At 37.0% G+C, this 18,352-nt stretch carries 18 protein-coding genes; 10 read left to right on the forward strand and 8 right to left on the reverse strand.

Going from position 1 to position 18,352, the window contains the following annotated elements; genetic code table 11:
* Positions 1-84: 84 nt before the first annotated feature.
* The 4 genes from O4O04_RS02200 to O4O04_RS02215 are packed head-to-tail and all read left to right on the forward strand — an operon-like array spanning position 85 to position 5,573.
* Positions 85-1,125 (forward strand): putative peptidyl-prolyl cis-trans isomerase, encoded by a 1,041-nt coding sequence (locus O4O04_RS02200; protein ID WP_272533855.1) that lies wholly within the window; start codon positions 85-87, stop codon positions 1,123-1,125.
* Complete coding sequence (locus O4O04_RS02205; protein WP_272533857.1) at positions 1,125-2,705, forward strand: spiro-SPASM protein; 1,581 nt, start codon at positions 1,125-1,127, stop codon at positions 2,703-2,705. The genes O4O04_RS02200 and O4O04_RS02205 overlap by 1 nt, the downstream gene beginning before the upstream one ends.
* On the forward strand, positions 2,680-4,533 hold the full coding sequence (locus tag O4O04_RS02210) for a cytidylyltransferase domain-containing protein (RefSeq protein WP_272533858.1): 1,854 nt from the start codon (positions 2,680-2,682) through the stop codon (positions 4,531-4,533). The genes O4O04_RS02205 and O4O04_RS02210 overlap by 26 nt, the downstream gene beginning before the upstream one ends.
* On the forward strand, positions 4,491-5,573 hold the full coding sequence (locus O4O04_RS02215; protein ID WP_272533859.1) for a tetratricopeptide repeat protein: 1,083 nt from the start codon (positions 4,491-4,493) through the stop codon (positions 5,571-5,573). The genes O4O04_RS02210 and O4O04_RS02215 overlap by 43 nt, the downstream gene beginning before the upstream one ends.
* A 93-nt stretch (positions 5,574-5,666) precedes the next feature.
* Here the strand turns inward: O4O04_RS02215 and O4O04_RS02220 are convergent, their stop codons facing one another.
* Together O4O04_RS02220 and O4O04_RS02225 are read right to left on the reverse strand one after the other, a co-directional pair.
* Complete coding sequence (locus O4O04_RS02220) at positions 5,667-7,052, reverse strand: NAD(P)(+) transhydrogenase (Re/Si-specific) subunit beta (RefSeq protein WP_272533861.1); 1,386 nt, start codon at positions 7,050-7,052, stop codon at positions 5,667-5,669.
* Complete coding sequence (locus O4O04_RS02225) at positions 7,053-7,334, reverse strand: NAD(P) transhydrogenase subunit alpha part 2 (RefSeq protein ID WP_272533862.1); 282 nt, start codon at positions 7,332-7,334, stop codon at positions 7,053-7,055.
* 248 nt (positions 7,335-7,582) lie between these two features.
* On the opposite strand from O4O04_RS02225, the gene O4O04_RS02230 reads away from it, so the two are divergent.
* Positions 7,583-7,759, forward strand: a complete 177-nt coding sequence (locus O4O04_RS02230) for a hypothetical protein (protein WP_272533864.1) — start codon at positions 7,583-7,585, stop codon at positions 7,757-7,759.
* Between the two features lie 671 nt (positions 7,760-8,430).
* Here O4O04_RS02230 and O4O04_RS02235 read toward each other — a convergent pair.
* Positions 8,431-8,964, reverse strand: coding sequence for a hypothetical protein (locus tag O4O04_RS02235; protein ID WP_272533865.1), 534 nt, complete (start codon positions 8,962-8,964; stop codon positions 8,431-8,433).
* Positions 8,965-8,991: 27 nt separating this feature from the next.
* Positions 8,992-9,774 (reverse strand): nuclear transport factor 2 family protein, encoded by a 783-nt coding sequence (locus O4O04_RS02240; protein ID WP_272533866.1) that lies wholly within the window; start codon positions 9,772-9,774, stop codon positions 8,992-8,994.
* A gap of 299 nt (positions 9,775-10,073) precedes the next feature.
* Between O4O04_RS02240 and O4O04_RS02245 the strand changes: the two genes are divergently transcribed.
* Positions 10,074-10,664 (forward strand): TetR/AcrR family transcriptional regulator, encoded by a 591-nt coding sequence (locus O4O04_RS02245; protein WP_272533867.1) that lies wholly within the window; start codon positions 10,074-10,076, stop codon positions 10,662-10,664.
* A gap of 10 nt (positions 10,665-10,674) precedes the next feature.
* Here the strand turns inward: O4O04_RS02245 and O4O04_RS02250 are convergent, their stop codons facing one another.
* Entirely contained in the window at positions 10,675-10,863 is a 189-nt protein-coding gene (locus tag O4O04_RS02250; protein ID WP_272533868.1) for a Uma2 family endonuclease, read from the reverse strand.
* A gap of 793 nt (positions 10,864-11,656) precedes the next feature.
* Between O4O04_RS02250 and O4O04_RS02255 the strand changes: the two genes are divergently transcribed.
* Both O4O04_RS02255 and O4O04_RS02260 read left to right on the forward strand, forming a co-directional pair.
* Positions 11,657-12,073 (forward strand): DUF3995 domain-containing protein, encoded by a 417-nt coding sequence (locus O4O04_RS02255; protein WP_272533870.1) that lies wholly within the window; start codon positions 11,657-11,659, stop codon positions 12,071-12,073.
* 2 nt (positions 12,074-12,075) lie between these two features.
* A complete protein-coding gene (locus O4O04_RS02260; RefSeq protein WP_272533872.1) occupies positions 12,076-13,257 on the forward strand; it encodes a hypothetical protein in 1,182 nt (393 codons plus the stop codon).
* 317 nt (positions 13,258-13,574) lie between these two features.
* Here the strand turns inward: O4O04_RS02260 and queC are convergent, their stop codons facing one another.
* From queC to purF, 3 genes are all read right to left on the reverse strand, one after another.
* The gene (gene queC / locus O4O04_RS02265; RefSeq protein ID WP_442915945.1) at positions 13,575-14,330 is read right to left on the reverse strand and encodes a 7-cyano-7-deazaguanine synthase QueC; all 756 of its coding nucleotides are present in this window, start codon (positions 14,328-14,330) and stop codon (positions 13,575-13,577) included.
* A 189-nt stretch (positions 14,331-14,519) separates the two neighbouring features.
* Positions 14,520-14,888 (reverse strand): 6-carboxytetrahydropterin synthase QueD, encoded by a 369-nt coding sequence (queD, locus tag O4O04_RS02270; protein WP_272533875.1) that lies wholly within the window; start codon positions 14,886-14,888, stop codon positions 14,520-14,522.
* 3 nt (positions 14,889-14,891) lie between these two features.
* The gene (gene purF / locus O4O04_RS02275; protein WP_272533876.1) at positions 14,892-16,349 is read right to left on the reverse strand and encodes an amidophosphoribosyltransferase; all 1,458 of its coding nucleotides are present in this window, start codon (positions 16,347-16,349) and stop codon (positions 14,892-14,894) included.
* A 44-nt stretch (positions 16,350-16,393) separates the two neighbouring features.
* Between purF and O4O04_RS02280 the strand changes: the two genes are divergently transcribed.
* A complete protein-coding gene (locus tag O4O04_RS02280; RefSeq protein WP_272533878.1) occupies positions 16,394-17,605 on the forward strand; it encodes a ribonuclease D in 1,212 nt (403 codons plus the stop codon).
* 55 nt (positions 17,606-17,660) lie between these two features.
* Positions 17,661-18,290 (forward strand): NUDIX hydrolase, encoded by a 630-nt coding sequence (locus O4O04_RS02285; protein ID WP_272533880.1) that lies wholly within the window; start codon positions 17,661-17,663, stop codon positions 18,288-18,290.
* Positions 18,291-18,352: the final 62 nt, after the last annotated feature.

Below are 18,352 nucleotides of genomic sequence, written 5' to 3' on the forward strand. Positions count from 1 at the left end.
TCACGTAATTGTCGATAGAGTTAGAGATTAATTCTATCTAATTGGTCTTGACCTAATTGCGATAACTGAGGAAAAAGGAAGAGTATGATCTTGCTTTCGAAGCGAATTATTTATTTATTTCCGATTGGAATTTTATTGCTCAGTGGTCTACCAAGAACAACGGAAGCAGTCAATCGAGAAAGCCTCAATCAGATCATCGCAATTGTAGGTTCCAAATCTCTTTCTGTCATGGACTATGAAGCGGGCGTTGAACGTTACAAAGTCATCTCCAAATTTGCCCCACCTACCCGAAAGAATCAATCTTTCAGAAGCCAAGTAATCGATTTCCTAATTGATCGTGCTATTGTTGATATTGTCGCTGAAGAAGAATCCATTCAAGTCAATGAGAAGAGAATCGAAGCTGAAATAGACAGACGAATGGAACAGATGGGCATTACAGATCTTGAACAATTCAAAAAGCAAACTGCTCAACAGACTGGAATGAGTTATGAACAATGGATTCTCGATCTACCGTATCAGATTAAGAAAGGACAGCTTTTGCAGATCCGGGTTACAACTCCCCTTCCTTCCGAACAAGAAGTACGTAATTGGTATAATAAAAACAAAGGCAAAGTTGGCTTTGAAGTAAAATTTAGAGAGATTGCTATCGGACCAAAAGACGGCTCGATAGATGAAGAATCTAGAGTTTATAAAGAAGTAGCAGAGATTAGGTCAAATGTATTAAAAGATCCTAGTCTATTTCGTTTGATTGCAAGCGGACCAAGAAACGAATCAAGATTCAAATCATCAGGTGGTTTAGTGAATTGGGTTCCAACCTTTGAATTGTACAAACAGAGTCCAACTTTGGCGACAATTTCCGGACAAACCAAAGAAGGTAAAATCTCAGAAATTTTTCGAGATGAACGAAAGAGATATTGTATCATATATGTAGAAGGAATTCGCGCTACACCTTTGGATAGTGTTAGGCGAGGAGTTCAAAATGTTCTCTATCGAGATAAAGAACAGCAAGCTTTTGAGAATTGGCTTGAACAGATGCGAAATCAAGTAACCGTTACAACGTATGATCCGATTTACAATCGTGAACATAATATTAAGATTGAAGAAGAAGTATATAATCTAGATTGATGAAAACTTTAGATTATACACCAGCTTTGGTTGCGATCTATGTAGACAAATCTACTTTAGAGTTTTATAATTCAATTGATTTATCAAAGCTATCATCATTATTCACAGATAAAATTCGAAAATTTCTGCCTGAGACAAAATTCTATTCCAATTATTCCTTTTCATTTTCGGAGAAAATTCTTGATCCAAATCAAAAGACTATAGAATCCGAATCTGAATTTTTACAACAAATATTGAATATTCTTCCAGAATCTACAATGAATTCGCAAGATTGGGATGAAGTCTGTTTTTTCTATTTTCGGGGGATTGCTCCTTTATTGGATGTAAATCTAACAGAGAGTATTTGGCAGAGACATAAAAGATATCTCAGTCAATATTCTTACAGTGAGAATCTTCCTGAAGGAATCGTACCGAAAATTCTGACACGTGAATTTCTACTTAGTCTGCCTCCTCAACTCTCGCAAGATAGTCATGAATATTTTCTAAAAAATATCAATTTATATGATGTGGAAATTTTCTTCCATCCACCTGATCTGCGTCAGTATCGATTGAATCTTTTGCCAAATGATAAACGTTCATTCCATTTGGTAAATGCATTGATTGGCAAATCGGAAGAAATCCATTATGCTGATATTCTCCCTCAGTTAGAACAAAATCCTAACTGGTTTCGGTCTGGTCCGTCTTGGATAGAGATCGAAGTGCATCGAGGTTGCGAATTAAAATGTACATTTTGTCCAAGACAATTCCTTGATAATAGCAATGACGGACTCTATCTAAATCGAGCTGTGATTCGGGATTCAATCGCACAGTTGGATGAATTTCCCACTGAGTATACTGTTTGTTTTGGCGGTATGGGTGAACCTTTTCTCCACCAAGATTTACGTTCCATAATAACAGAAGTTTTAAAAGGCCGCAATTTAAAAGAACTCATTATAGAAACTGCTTTGTATTCTGATTGGGAAATTATTCAAACAGCATTCGAGAATATTACAGAATTGCAAAGTTCTAAAGTTACAGTAATCGTGAATCTAACCACAGGCAAGCAAGATCGCTATACTAAATTGTATGGATCTGCAATGTATCAAAAGGTTTTAGAAAATTTAGTGAAGCTTGAGACAATTCTTCCTAAGAAAAACATTGCTGTTCAATTGATTAAAATGCTAGAAATTGAAGATGAAGTTGATTCTTATTTTGACAATTTTGAGAAAAAAGGATACCAGATCATATTCCAAAAATACAATAGATTTGCACGATTGATGCCAGAGAAAAGAGTCAGTGATCTAACTCCCATGAAGCGAGAATTTTGTTGGCATTTAGCTCGGGAACTCTATATCAATGCGGATGGATCTGTTTCTATTTGTAGACAGCTACCAAGTTCTTCTCCGAACTCTCCAGACTCGAAATTTAAACAGATTGGAAATATGCAGAATTTGGATACAATCGGAAATATCAAGATGGATAGGATTTCAGATATTTGGGAAAAAGGACTCTCATCATTTAAGTCTTCTTTTTTAGGCGATCATGAAGGAACAGGTGCCCCCTGTATGGAATGTGATGAGTGGTATACCTTCAACGGATAACTGTTTTGCCTTCGTTCAAGCTAGGATAGGATCTTCTCGCCTTACAGGAAAAGTTCTAAAAAATCTTCCAAATCCAAATGGACCGAATTTACTAGAACACATTCACTCACGATTGATCAAAATTTTGCCTGAAGATAGAATTGTTTTTCTGATTCCTGAGACAGATAAACAATTGGAAGAATTTCTTATTGGCAGAAAATTTAATTATTTCCTTGGTCCCCTAGATGATGTAAGGGCTCGATTTAGGCTTGCTGCAGAAAAATATTCTGCTGACATTATATTTCGACTAACGGGAGATAATCCATTTGTTGATATCAGAGCTATGGAATTGATTCTCGAAGCTTGGAATTATAGTTTTGTTCATAATAAGCAAGCTCTCGATCTAGTGAGTTGTACACCATTGCCGCTTGGTATGGGTATAGAATCCTTTTCTGTGTCAGCACTTATGAGTGGTGAGGATTGTAACGAAGAAAGACATAAAGAGCATGTAAGTCTTCATATAAAAGAAAAGCCAAATCTATACAATATTATTCGGATCCCCACTGGTATGAGTTCAGTTGTGAATGGCATACGATGCACAATTGATGAGCCTGCTGATTTTGAGATGATGGAAGCAATTTGCAAATCTATTGCTCCAACGTCTATCTTGACGAACCAATCAAATCAAGAAAATTCCAATAACAATCAACTTGCTCAACTCAAATCATTGGACGCAAGGTATGAGGAATCTTTTCAATCTAACTCAATGAAAGTAAGTTTCTCTGATCCTTATCAGCAGATCACTGCCGAGACTGTTTTAAATTTGTATAATAACAATCCAGAGATTTTTGCTATCAATCAGAAAGTAGATCAAGTTCGTTTTCCCTTACCTCCGCCGATCACTAAGAGAAAGGAACAAATTCTAATCATCGCTGGAAATCCCAAGCAATTTGGTTATGGACACTGGGAAAGGATGAGTATTCTCGCGGCACAACTCGCTGTTGAAGGATTCAATCTGACTATGACAGACATTGAACCCGAATCAAATTCAACTTTAGAAAAGTATGATATAGTTATCTTTGATAAAAGGGATATTGATATTACGAATCGAATGCAATGTCCAGTTCTCTATATTGATTCCAATCGATCTAATAGGAGCAAATATCCTGAAAGTCATATAGATATTCTTCCGAATACAATCCATTCTGGAAATCTAGATGATTTCAATATTCTTATCTCATCTTATGTGAATCACACTCCATATTTCAACTCCTTGAAGAAAAAGAAAAAATGGGAACTCTTAATTTATGCAGGCAATCTTGATTATAATTCCAGTACAATTCTTGATAGGTCTGTCGTTGAGTTATTTCCGCCAGAGCATATTTACAGAATTGGTGGAATGGATACTGGTTTGGTACCATGGAAAGCACGAGTAACCAAATCGGAATGGTGGCTCCTACTGAGATCAACTAAGAAATTCTTATCCTATTTTGGTCAAGGTGTCATGGAAGCGATAGCTCTTGATTTAGAAGTTGCTACATATTCCATTTCAAAAACCCATCGTGAACTTAGTTTACTTTTAGACAGAGAAGCGTCTATTCCTTGGTTAGGTGATGTTGTTGCATATGATTTTGACAGTCCTTATGACCAAGACCTAAGTAATGGAAGCAATAGTGCTAACGAAAAAAATACATCATCAAATATTCTAGATTCAATTGAAAATGACAAGTATTCTCGTAAATTCGAATTAAGATTCTCTAAGTCTAGTAAGCAATTTACGAATACGGCAATTTCTGAAATTTTAATATGGATAGACAAGGAGATGAAAAGATCAAGGATTGGGTTATGATTCGAGTTTTTTATTTAGTTACTATACAATTATTTTTGATTATATTTTTCCCAACGATTATAACTGGGCAAGATCTCACTAGAGATGCAAATTCAAATTTTCGAATTCTCAATAATTTGGATTCCGCAAAGCGCATAGAAGTACAAAAGCTCGGACGCGATGTCATTAATTTTCTCAGATGGAAAAAATTGCCAATAGCAGAACAAAAATTTAGGGAATTGGAAGCGGTCGATAAAACTACAGATGAATATTTTTATCTTCGGGCGGCTATTGCCTTTTCAAAGAAGAATCTAAATTGGGCTGAAGAAGATTTGAAGACAACTCTGCAGATCAATCCTCAGCATGAGCCATCTTACTACCTTCTAGCTATGGTGTATGCAATGTGGGGTGATTGGGAGAAAGCAAAAGAAGCTAGTCGACTTTCTGTTGAGCTATCACCATATAATCCTCATTATCGTATGAACTTTGCTCTTATGAATTTCTATCTGAGCAATTATGAAAAAGCAAAAGAAGAAGCTACAAAATGTATTGAGCAAAAGGCGAATTATTCTGAAGCCAAAATTCTCTCCATTCAAGTGGATCGATTGCTATCGAACAGGGAATCTGCTTTGAAGTTTGCAGAGAAACTTTTTCGAGAAGAACCGAACCAGAGAGATATTAGATTTTTATTGGCGGAACTTGTTTTTGAAACCAGGCAAGACTACCAGAGAGTGATTGAATTATTAAATAAAGAAAGGATCATGCCGATTACTTCAAGACGTGCATTGGCAATTTCTTACAGAAAATTATTGCAATATCCTCAAGCTGAATCGCATTTTCGTTTAATTATGTCATCAGGACTATCTAATTCTGAGGATTTTAGAAGGTATCTTGCGGTTTTGGTTGAGCAGGAAAAATGGACACAAGCTGATGAGTTGACCAAACAATCGGCAGCATCCCAGAAAGAGCGAGCAGATGAAGTTCGAGATGCCTATGAACTCGCAATCAAAGCCAGGTTTGTTCGAGATAAGTTGTATTATTACTTCCCTATATTGCCATAAAATAAACTATTCATGTTTCTATGAATTGAATGCGAATTTAAATTAGATCTATCGACAGAATAATGATCCTGCCGATAGAGATAGCATTTGCGATTACTCTTTTAGAGCGTTGATGATTTCTTGTGTAACTTTCTTGCCATCACCGAATAGCATCAAAGCGTTTTCTGCAATGAACAATGGGTTAGGCACTCCCGCAAATCCAGGAGATAGTGACCTTTTGATCACGATCACAGTCTTTGCTTTGTCAACATCTAGAATTGGCATTCCGGCTATCGGACTTTTTGGATCGGTTTTGGCTAGAGGGTTAACAACATCATTTGCGCCATTTACAATCACAACATCAACGTTATTGAAAGTTGGATTGATCTCGTCCATTTCCTTTAATTTATCGTACGGAATGTCCGCTTCAGCAAGAAGTACGTTCATATGTCCTGGCATACGACCAGCAACTGGATGGATTGCAAATTCTACCTCAATTCCTCGGGCAGTAAGAACATTATAAAGATCTCGAACCGTATGTTGAGCTTGAGAAACTGCCATTCCATATCCTGGAACGATCACAACTTTTCTTGCAATATCTAGAATCATAGCTACTTCTTCAGCAGAGGTAGATTTTACTTTTCCAGAATAGAAGTCACCATCGTCTTTTGTAGTCTCGGCAATTGCACCAAATCCACCAAACAATACATTGGTTAGAGAGCGATTCATTGCTTTACACATAATCTGCGTTAGGATAATCCCGGAAGCGCCAACTAACGAACCAGCAATGATCAGAACATTATTATCTAAAACGAATCCGTTCATAGATGCGGCAATTCCTGAGTAGGAGTTAAGCAATGAAATAACAACCGGCATATCTGCTCCACCAATTGGCACTACGAGCAAAATACCGAGAAGAGTTCCGATCCCTGCAACAATCCAATATAAATTTGGATCAAAAGGTTCATAGACGAAGAATCCGCCAATTGCAAGAGCACCTAGAAATACGATAGATTTGACAACTTGATCTCCTGGATAACGAACAGCTTGTTCGGTCACTAGACCCTGCAATTTTCCAAACGCAATTAGTGAACCAGAAAAAGTCACAGCTCCAATGATGGCAGAAAGAATGGTCGAAACAGAGAAATGTGGTTCAATAGACAATCCTCTTTCATTCAATTCAATAAATGCTGCTCCTGCAACGAGTACCGAGGCAATACCACCAAAGCCATTGAGAATCGCTACGAGTTGAGGCATCGCTGTCATTTGAATTCGAGCCGCAAGTATGATTCCTATGATCGAACCTACAACTATTCCGCCAGCAATGATTTCGTAGCTTAAGATGCTTTTGTCAAAAAGTGTTACCACAATTGCAATCAACATCCCTAGCGCACCGAGTGCATTTCCTCGAACGGCAGTTCTAGGATGGGATAGGTTTTTTAAACCAACGATAAATAAAACGGAAGCAATAAGATATGCGAGATTTACAAAATTTTCCATTTAGTCCTTCTTCTTGAACATGCCCAGCATTCTCTGAGTAACTAGGAATCCACCAACCACATTGATAGTTGCAAAAACCACTGCCGCACTTCCTAGAATCGTAGTGAGCATTGTGTCCTGAGACCCCGCGGATAGGATCGCACCGATTACCGTAATTCCAGAGATCGCATTGGATCCTGACATTAACGGTGTGTGTAAAATTGGTGGAATCTTGGTGATCACTTCGAATCCAATGAATATAGCTAGAACAAAAATTGTGAGTGCTGTTACGAGTGTTTCCATACTTACTTCACCTTATCCCTAAATTAAGGCTTTTTGTAAAACAAATTAGCAAATCCGAGATTTAGATCTACTTTTTTTACAGAATTTTGAACTTTGACAAGCCAAAGTAAAGCTTACTCAAATCATTAAAGAACAAAATATAAGTACAAAAGTATCAACTATTATCCGAAATTGACCAAGTCATTGGAGAGTGAAAGAATTCGACAAGAAAAAGAAATATTCTCGGAGAGCTTACCGATACAGGTGAATTGGTTCTTGCCGTTAGCCGTGATTCTCAAATGGGAAGGCAAGTCCCCGAAAAGGACGAAATCGTCGCAACAGATAGAGCTAATCCGTATAATTATTATTTGTTCACTGATTTGGAAATTCATGGAATGAAGGAATTGGAATTGCATGTGAGTGATACTCTGGAAAGACAAAAATAAATCCAATGCTGGTTCCTAAACTAATCTGGTAGAAATTGGTTTTCCATCCAAGGTTGGAAAAAAGGGATCATCTATCCTGACTATGTCGCCGCTAAGAAAGAAGGAGATCAAAACACGGTTGTTTATGTATTAGAATCCAAAGGGTATTACCTTATTGGCACAATCCAGATACTGTCTGTCTATAAGGAAAAAGTCCTAAATCTTAAGAGAGAGACCAAAAAATTTGGCAAAATCCAAAAAAACCAAGAACAATCTCTACCTTTCCCAGACTTGAACAATAGTGAAGAGGCTATCTTTTTCCAGATAAAAATAGAGAATCTAGGATAAGGGAATTGTTTCATAATATCCGGAAAACATTAGATACCAAGGGCGTTCCGGAGGTGAAGAGAAAATCGGACTCTAACAAAGAATGCTACGTAGTTGAGATCTATGTCATGGGTAGAGCAATTTACTTTCACCAATCCCGTTGTGCTCATCGCGGTGCCTTCTAAATCCACAGAAGATTATGAGAGAAGAAGCACAACGTTCACGTGACTAACTTTTGCCGGGCACTCAGCATTCTTCTGAAAGAGAAGCCTTGTGAAGTCTATCCGTCCGATAGGAAGGTTCGAAGTAAGACAGAGAATTTATTTTACTGATTCCAAACTCCATAGTTAGTCGGTCATTTTCTTTTATTGAGTCGCATAGGTAAATGCCAGATAGTTCAGAATCGATGCAGCAAGCCAAAATCCCGAGAAAACTATGCCTACATTTCTTCCATTTCTTGATACTTTAGGGTGGTTACCCAAAAAAGGAATACCTGCATGATTCGCATTGACCAGCATGAAAAATATTGACATTACAAGTAATACGAGATGCAATATACTTCGTTCATTTAAAGGCAAGGCGAATGCGTAGATTATTCCAACAATTAAAGAAAGAAATGCCAATGAACCTTGGCGCTGTTCAAACAGCATAACAAAGATATAATCTTTAGCGCCTATTTTCTTATCATCCTTTACAGATGCAATAGCAGAGTCCAACATTTCAACTTGTTCTTCATAAGTAATTTGATTCTTGCAACTAGGAAGTCCAGGTCCAAAAAATGGCAAGACATAGTTCACAATGAGTCGTGACAACATAGGAGAAACTACTTCCAAAGAATGGAGAGCTCCTGGAGCCAAGCATAGTGCCATTGCAATTGTTGATATTGTATTTTCATTCATATTAATAATCCTTATTTCCTTTATTTGTTACTTAAAACCGAACATTCCGTTTTGATTTGCCAATCCTTCTGTGGGTTTCTCTTGAATCACATCCCAATGCTCTACTGCTTTCCCATTTTCAAAGCGAAGTAAATCATAGAAGACATGCTTTTTCCCACTCCATTCTCCTTCACTAACAGTAAGTACAAAGTTTCCTTCGCCCAATACTTTGTGGATTTTTGTGTATTTAAACATATTGTTTTGAGAAGTAAGATATTCAACAACTTCCATAATTCCGGACAATCCGTCTTTAATTTGTGGATTGTGTTGATGGTATTTTTCAGAGCTGATATAATCAGTAATCTTATTTGGATTTTTACCCATGAGAATATCTTCTACCATTGACTTGGCTAATGTCTTATTAGCTTCTGTTTTGTCCAAATCTGTTACGGTTGCAGAACGATCAGTCTGTGTCCTTCCACTTGCAGTGCCTTTGACCAATGGAGTCATTGCATCCCAGTGTTCGGCAACTTTCCCTTTATCATCCAATCTGATAATATCAAAGGATACCATCTTATCAGCACCAAAAGGCTTGGCATTTCTCCAAATATTGTGCATAAAAATATAATTTCCATCTTGGAACATCCGAATATTTTCAGCGGTAGTTCCATTTTCCTGAAGGATGGGGAGCATTTGGATAAAGGGCTCCAATCCTGTGGGGATAAATGGGTTGTGTTGGATATAATCGACATTAGTCAACTTTCTCATGGTATCCGGGTCATTTTTAAGAACAGCTCCCAAGAATGTCCCTACAATTTCTTTTTTGTTCATTTTTAACTCCTTGTTTTTGTCTTAATTACAGGAAATTAATATTCCTAATAGCATTACTGTTTGGATAATTCTTTTCATAAACTACTTCCTATTAGTAACCAAATGGTTACATATCAATATGTAATTATTCGGTTACTTTTGTCAAATGAAAAATTAAACTTTTAATGAAAAAAATGAATTCTCGAAAAATTCATTCTGTCTAGTTTCGTTAAGAAATGTGAATCGATAGATAACCGAATAGTTTCTTACTTTGAAATAAATGATTGCAATCTAATCACTAAAAGGAAAAATTATACTGAATGGGAAGAAACAAAGAATATATACGTGAGGAGCTTTTAGAAAAATCAATTCAACTCTTTCGAAAAAATGGTTATCATGCTACCGGAACTGATCAACTTGCTTCGGAATTTGGAATCAACAAAAAAAGCCTATACGCTGAATTTGGTTCCAAACTCAACCTATTTCAATCTTGCTTGGAGCACTATGAATCGACATTTCTAAATCTGATTCTTTCCCCAGTGGAAAATCAAAACGCAAATTTAGAAAGAATCAAAGAAGTATTTCAAACAATCGTTAAATATGGGGAAAAAGATTTAAGAGGTCTTGGTTGTTTAATTTGCAATACCTCATCGGATCGAGGATCTTTGGATCCATGCATAGGACCTATTGTGGATAGATATTTTGAAAGAATAGAAAATGGTTTCTATAAGGCTCTTCTGAATTCTAAAAACTCAAGCAATAAAATCAAGAGCGATAATTTAAAGCAAATATCTTCATTCTTGACAACTACTCTTGTCGGAATAGCCACAAGTATTCGAGCAGAGGCTCCGGTTAGTCAAATTCGGAAAACTTATAAGTTTATAGAAGAGTATTTGAAGTCACTTCAATAGAATGGAATATCTAGCCGAAAATCTTACCTGGTTGAACATCCAAACCACCTAACAATTTCGAATTCACTTTCCCATTCCCAATGTCGGACGCTATAAAGATTTTATATTTCCCATCAACTAATGTAAATGCATCGATGCAAGCATTCTCTGGAAATAGAATCCAATATTCCTTCACACCAAACTTTTCATAGATTTCCATTCACCTTTGATAGATAAACTAAGTCTGGTTGTAGTATTGTGTCCTCTTCCAAGATCACATCCCAGGGAGAAAAATAGATCTCGCCGACAGGATTTTTCACTAGAAATTTGTCAAAAATCTTTGCAATATTAAGAACAATTTTCTAGTGTATGCCAAAAGGAGATGGAGCCACGTATTCTACCCCCTCGATTAACCCCCGTAGATCGAAGATTCGTTCTAGTTTTGCTGGATTCGCTACCGCAGGTGGCATGGGAATAGATTAGCAGGAATTGGAATTTGTGCCAAGGGGCAATTTGCGCACTCCACTCGAGTTCAAACCAAGTCAAGAGCGGATATTTTCCAATCCTATCATCCCTTATTTTCCCCTTGCCATTTCTCTAAATCATTCCAGGACGACCACCAAGAGTGGAAATTACTAATACCATTACAAATGCAGCATACAGTCCGACAAGAGATGAGAGAACTGCAAACAAGGCAAACGCAATTGCTTCTCGAACGAGAGCGAGGGATAAAAAGGAAGATCCTGACTATTGTCTAAGGCGGAGTTAATTCAATAAAAAAAAGATAAATCATACTAATCTAGTAGTGATTTATAAAGTGCTTGCTGTGGATAGAATTTATTGCAATAGATTATAAAGGATCTTTCAATTGCGAAACTAACTTTGATTTTGTTAGAACATGAAAAAATTCTTTCTATAATTTAAAATCAATCCAAAGATTCTGCTTTACAAAAAAAAATTATCAGAGTCATTGATTATAGTTTATAGTAAAATGAAAAACTCACGAGGTATTTATGATTTTCTTATCTCAATGGATTTTAGTATTGATATTTTTTTCGCTGGGATTGCTTCATTTCTTCTGGGCAATGGGCTATAAATGGGGATTTGAGAAAGCACTTCCACGAAAAGAGAATGGATCTTTTCTATTTTATCCTAAACGAAAGGAGAGTTTGGCAATTGGAATCTTTCTTAGTCTATTTGCGTTGTTCTATTTATTGCAGACTGGAATTGGTTTTTATACTCTAAGTGAGAGAATCTTTTCGATTGGATCTTGGATCATTATAGCAGTATTTGGACTTCGCTCAATCGGAGAATTTAAATATGTTGGGTTCACTAAACGTATTCGTAATAGCGAATTTTCTAAATTGGATACCATGTTCTATTCGCCACTTTGTCTATTGATTACGGCATTGGCTTTTTTTGTTTTGTAGATATGCTTGAAGAAATCTCAATAGACGATCTTCAACTCTGGTCTGATTCCAAGATGAGTCATAATACTCTTTGGAATAAGATTTTTCGATACGTTGAGCTAAATCAAAATAATATCAATACGATAGTTGAAGAGAAATTGCGTAGAATTTGTTCGCAGATACCAGACGAGTTTCGTTGGGCTCCTGCCAGGTCATATAAAGTAGATAGAGAAATTAGTTTTGATCAAAGGGAAGGACCTGAATATGAATTTGTTAAATTTCTCGAAAATCCAAGTTTTCTCTGGAGTCTAGCTGGCAATGCAAGTTTTAGTATAGATAAGAATCAATCTTTATGGAAGGATTTTGCATCTAAACATAGAATTCCGATATGGTTTTTATCTCGCTGGATCTTCAATAAACAAGAATTAGCGGATAAAATATTTACTAATGATTTTTTCCAGAATCATAAAGGTCTTAATCTTTCTCATTTTGATCCTAAGGATTTGAATCTATTGAATCTTTTCTCAAAAACGGAAAAATTTATGCATTGGGATTATTTAGGTTGGAGCTGGATGAGAAATAATGAACCTAAATATTTTCAAGACTGGTTAACTCTTCTGAATTATGCTCAGCCCAAACGATTCAGCTTAACTTATTCAAATCCAGGATTACGTGGATTTCAAACATTATCGAAGTTAGATTGTTTTTGGCAAAATCTAGAATCCTTGGAACTAAAGAGCGTTCTTTTCGGTGATGATGAAGCTGAACTTTTGTATGACAGCGCGCCACCTACAAAAAAGCTTAAGTTACTAAAATTGGATGATAGTCCAATTAGCAATGGTGGAAAAGCAGCACTGTCCTCTAAAACTTTTGTCGCGATGGCTAAGAAAGGTTGGTTTGATTCATTAGAAGATTTGGATTTGGGATACCATACTTTAGGTATAGATGGAATCAAAGCATTGGCTGATACGGGTGCCTTAGACAACCTAACTAGGATTCGTCTTGTTTGCGGGATGAATGGTGACGAGGATCTTATTGAATTTTGCAGAAAAGATTGGAAAAAATTAAAAAATATATCAATTACGTACTCAAGGATTACGGAAAAAGGAATTCAGTCGATTGAGAATTCAGGAACCATCCAAAATGCAGAATTCCTTTATTTATCTCCTTTAACAGGTAAATCTCTTTCGAAAGGCTTAAGTTAAAATGTAACAATTGTATTTTGGTGTTGGCAAGCATAAGGATAATAAAAGACAAAATCATAAATATAATATTAAGCATGACCAACAATTTATAATCCGTTTTTATGAGTGTAAGTCAAAATTGAGCTAGCGGATTTTTTATAAAAGAAAGTTGGAAATGGAATATCACTTTCAAAAGCATTCGCACAGACTGCATATATTGATAATCTTTCCGTTTTTTTAAATTTTGCAATTGACCAAAGTGGTTATTGACAAAGAAGAATATTTGGCTACCTTTCAAGTTAGAATACTTCGGGATAATTTCCCCAAATATCGACCGCCTAACTTGACTGCTTCACTCCCGCTTCACGAAATCCTTTCTCTCGCAAGATACAAGAGTCGCATTCGCCACAAGGTTTACCGGTCTTTGGATCTGGATCATAACAGGAAATCGTCTTATCAAACGGCACGTTTAGTTCCGAACCTAAAAGAATAATTTCTTTCTTGGTCATATTAATGAGTGGCGTAATGATTTGAATGGGTTGTCCTTCAACTCCAGCTTTCGTTCCGTACCCAAGCATTTTCTGATAAGACTTAATAAAATCTGGTCTGCAATCAGGATAGCCAGAATAATCAAGTGCGTTTACTCCAATATAGATACTCGAAGCTTGTCTGCTCTCTGCAAAACTGAGTGCATAAGATAGAAATAAAATATTTCTTCCAGGAACATAGGTGTTGGGAATAGGTTGCTCGCTTGCTTTATTTTCTTTGTCTTGGGATATTTTTTTGTGCGAAGTTATGGATTTAACAGTTTTGGAAATTTGGTTCTTGGGAACTTGGATATGATGATTTACAAGACTTGTTCCTTGAAACAATCCAGTTTGAATTTTGATGATATAATGTTCAGCTTGTACTAGTTTGGCGAGAATTTTAGATTTTTTCAACTCGATAGAATGCCTTTGTCCATAGTCGAAAGAGAGAGCATAGACTTTGTCGTGTAAATCATTTGCAAGGTAGAGACAGGTGCTTGAGTCCAATCCACCCGATAATAGAACTACAGCTGAATTTAATTTTTCTTTATTTTTCACGATTTTTATACAATTTTAATTTCAAAATTAACCAATCTAGACATTCTCGCATAGATTACATAATTTTCCTGATTGGAAGTTGATTGATGAAAGCTGTCCTGAGTGGATGAGTTGTTTTGTGAGTTTAGCAGGGGGCTTAAGCCCCCGGTTGAGATACCCACCAAGCCAAGGATTCATACGCATTCGAAGCTCCTACAATTATTTACCTTCATAAATACAAGAACTTGTGCAAGTTTCATGAACAGTGATTTTAGAGAGAAGTGGCAATTCGGGTTTTATTTTCTCCCAGAGCCATATTGCAAGATTTTCACTGGTCGGATTCTCTAAGCCTGGAACATCGTTGAGATAATAATGATCCAAATGGTTTTCAATGATAGGCTTCACGACCTTCTTAAGATCTCCGAAATCAATCAACCAACCAGTATGTGGATCAATCGGCCCTTTCAGATGAACAGAAAATTGAAAGCCATGTCCATGCAATCTTTTGCATTTATGTCCATCGGGAACATTTGGAAGTAAATGTGCCGCATCAAATCCAAAGGTTTTGACTAATTCAATTTCTTTCAAGTCTTAGCTTTCCTCGACAGCGTATTCTTGGAATAGCGATTTTTGGTTACCTTGGTCTTGAGAACCAAATTCTACAGGATAGTTTGCTGTAAAGCAAGCATCGCAAAAACCGCCACCTTTATGTTCTGCAACTGCTTTATGCATAGAATCTACGGTTAGATATGCAATTGATTCAACACGTAAATACTTTTTGATCTCATCTAATGTGTGTGTTGCCGCAATCAATTCTTTATGTGTTGGTATATCAATTCCATAATAACATGGTGAAACAGTTGGCGGAGCAGATATTCTCATATGAACTTCTTTAGCGCCTGCTAGTCGTAACATCTTGATGATTTTGCGGCTCGTCGTTCCACGCATAATCGAGTCGTCAACAATCACAACTCTTTTGCCATCAACTACTTCTCGTACAACGTTGTATTTGATCTTGGCACCGAAGTCACGAATCTTCTGGTCTGGTTCAATAAAAGTTCTGCCAATGTAATGCGAACGAATGAGTCCGTTCTCGTATGGAATTCCAGATTCTTCCGAATAACCAAGTGCGGCAATATTTGCAGAGTCTGGAACAGGAATCACAACATCCGCTTCAACAGGTAGTTCACGAGCAAGTTGTTTACCCAATTGCTTGCGAACTTTGTATACAGATTCATTAAAAATATAGGAGTCTGGTCTTGCAAAATAAATATATTCGAATATACAAAGGCTGGGTTTTGCTTCTTGAAATGGATAATAGCTCTTTAGACCAGTATGATCGACTACAACCATTTCTCCTGGTTCAACATCGCGAATATAGTTTGTATCAGTTATATCAAATGCGCAAGTCTCACTCGCAAAAACCACCGAACCATCTGTTCTCTTACCCATTACCAAAGGACGAAACCCATTGGGATCACGAACGGCGATAAGATATCTGGGAGTAAGAATCAGAAGCGAATACGCCCCTTTGATTTCTCTAAGCGCAAGTCCCAATGCATCTAGAATATTTTCTTCTTTGCATTTCGCCATAAGATGAACAATGACTTCAGAATCTATGGTCGTTTGGAAAATGGATCCTTCTCTTTCCATGCGATTTCTAAGATCCCATGAGTTGACAAGGTTTCCATTGTGGGCAAGTGAGATGGGTCCAAGATGAGATTCAACTCGCAGCGGTTGAGCATTTCTTAGAAAACTTGCTCCGGTTGTTGAATATCGATTGTGACCAATTGCATTCCTACCTTGGAGCTCACTCATTTTGGATTCGGTAAAAATATTTGATACCAAACCCATTCCCGCATATCGGTAGAGATGGACACCATCACTTGAGACAATTCCGCTCGATTCTTGTCCACGATGTTGCTGGGAATAGAGTCCAAGGTAAGTAAAATTCGCTGCATCTTCGCAATTATAAATGCCGAAGATCGCACATTCATCTTTTGGTTTGTCAGATTCTAGGGTTTCTTTCGTAATGGAAAAGAGGTTCATCTATTGGTGGCCTTCCAATGCTAATATTCCAGGGTTAGATATACATGCAAATAAATTCCAGCTACATTATGGTCGATAACCCAAAGAACCTCGAGCTGGCTCTTTTTAATCTTCGAAATGCACCGATTATCTCGATAGATACAGAATCCTCAGGATATTTTACCTATTATGCAAAGGTTTGTCTAATTCAAATCACGGCAAAATCCAAAAATTATATCATCGATCCACTCAAACTGGACAAATTGGATGCACTTGGTGAAATATTCAAAGACGCAAATGTTCTAAAAATTTTTCATTCCGCTTCAGATGATATCAAAGCTCTCAAGAAAGACTTCCATTTTGATTTTGTCAATGTTGCAGATACGATGCTTAGTTCACGATATCTTGGAATGGAGCACAATTCTCTATATGCTTTAGTTGAGCATTACCATCATAAGAAACTGGATAAAGAATTTCAGAAATCCAATTGGGAACTTCGTCCACTCAAGAAAGATCAACTTCAATATGCTGCAATGGACACAGCGTACTTAGAATCGATTTGGGAAAAAATGGAAAAAGAACTCCGAGATCGCAAACTGTATGACGAAGCCAAGTCGGAATTTGAATTTGTTGCGCAGGAAGATATTTCACAGAAGGAAGGGGAGTCGATAAACCTCGCACGTTTTCCGGACGTTGTGAATCTTTCGCCAGTGGATCGTGGCAAAGTATATCAGATTCTTATGTATCGTGAAGAGAAAGCCAAACGTGTCAATCGCGCTCCATTTAGAGTTTTGAACAATGAAGCGATTGTACGTTTGGTAGGAACTGAGATGAATGAGGATAATTTCATTACTACTCTTGGCAAGAAAGATGGTTCGGAACTATTTCAGATTATGAAAGAATCCAAAATAGAACCAATCGAAGCATCGGATCTGAACAAAAGAGTTGGTGAAGATTTGGAAGGTGAAGAAAAAGATAAATTCCGAAGACTCAAGAAATGGAAAGAAGCCGTACAAAAAGCACGTCGAATGGAACATTCTCTCTTGCCTTCAAGCAAGCATCTAATACAAATTATACGAGCGAATCCAACAAGCATAGAAGATCTGAAATCTATACGAACATTTTCAGATTGGAAATGTGAACACTATGGTCCAGCAATAGTGTCAATCTTAAAAGGCGAGCCTTTTGATGAAAAATCTTTGCAGCCAATGGCAATGATAAATAGCAAAAGAGGGCTAGCCATGGCGAAGAAGAGGAAGCCAAGTTCTGCAAATTGATTTTGATAGAATTCGAAACCACCTGAATTCAAGCGATATTCTGGATTCGCCCGAAGTGTTGGATTCACTCAGATCAGTAGAATCAGAATCCAGATTTGGCGATCCACTGCAAGCAACTCGCTCCAAGAATTTACTATCTTCGGTTGTAATGCCTTTCTATCACAATGAAAATCAATCAACGGGATTGGTTCTCACTATGCGAAGTAAAAATTTGAAATCTCATCCGGGTCAGATATCATTTCCAGGTGGAATGCAAGAACCGAATGAAGCAATATTTGAAACGGGTTTACGTGAATGGGAAGAAGAAATGGGAGTCTCTCGTGAGCTCCTGGAAGTTATCGGTGCGTACAAAAGTTTTGATACGAGAACTGGTTTCCATATAACACCAATTATTTGTAAATATCTTGGACAGTTTGATTTTTCCATAAATCCGGCTGAAGTGGAGACTTGGTTTCGTCTTGATCTTGCAGAATTGCAAGAATTGGATTTCTATTCTATGGATTATGGAGATAAACTAGGACATCGGATCCACTATTTTGATCTGGGAGATCGTGGTCTATTGTGGGGTGCGACTTGTGAGATCATTTTAAATTTCCTTCATGATTTTACCGATTTTCAACGTAAGCCGATTGTCGTTCAACCCAATCTCACAAAACCTCCTTTCTTCCAACCACCCAGTAAATAGTAGTATTTTCCCTATTGATTTTTTTGTTAATCTTCCGAAGTACTTAAGGTGAGGACTCATCG

This window comes from Leptospira sp. GIMC2001 (assembly GCF_028462125.1).
Classification (GTDB): Bacteria; Spirochaetota; Leptospiria; order Leptospirales; family Leptospiraceae.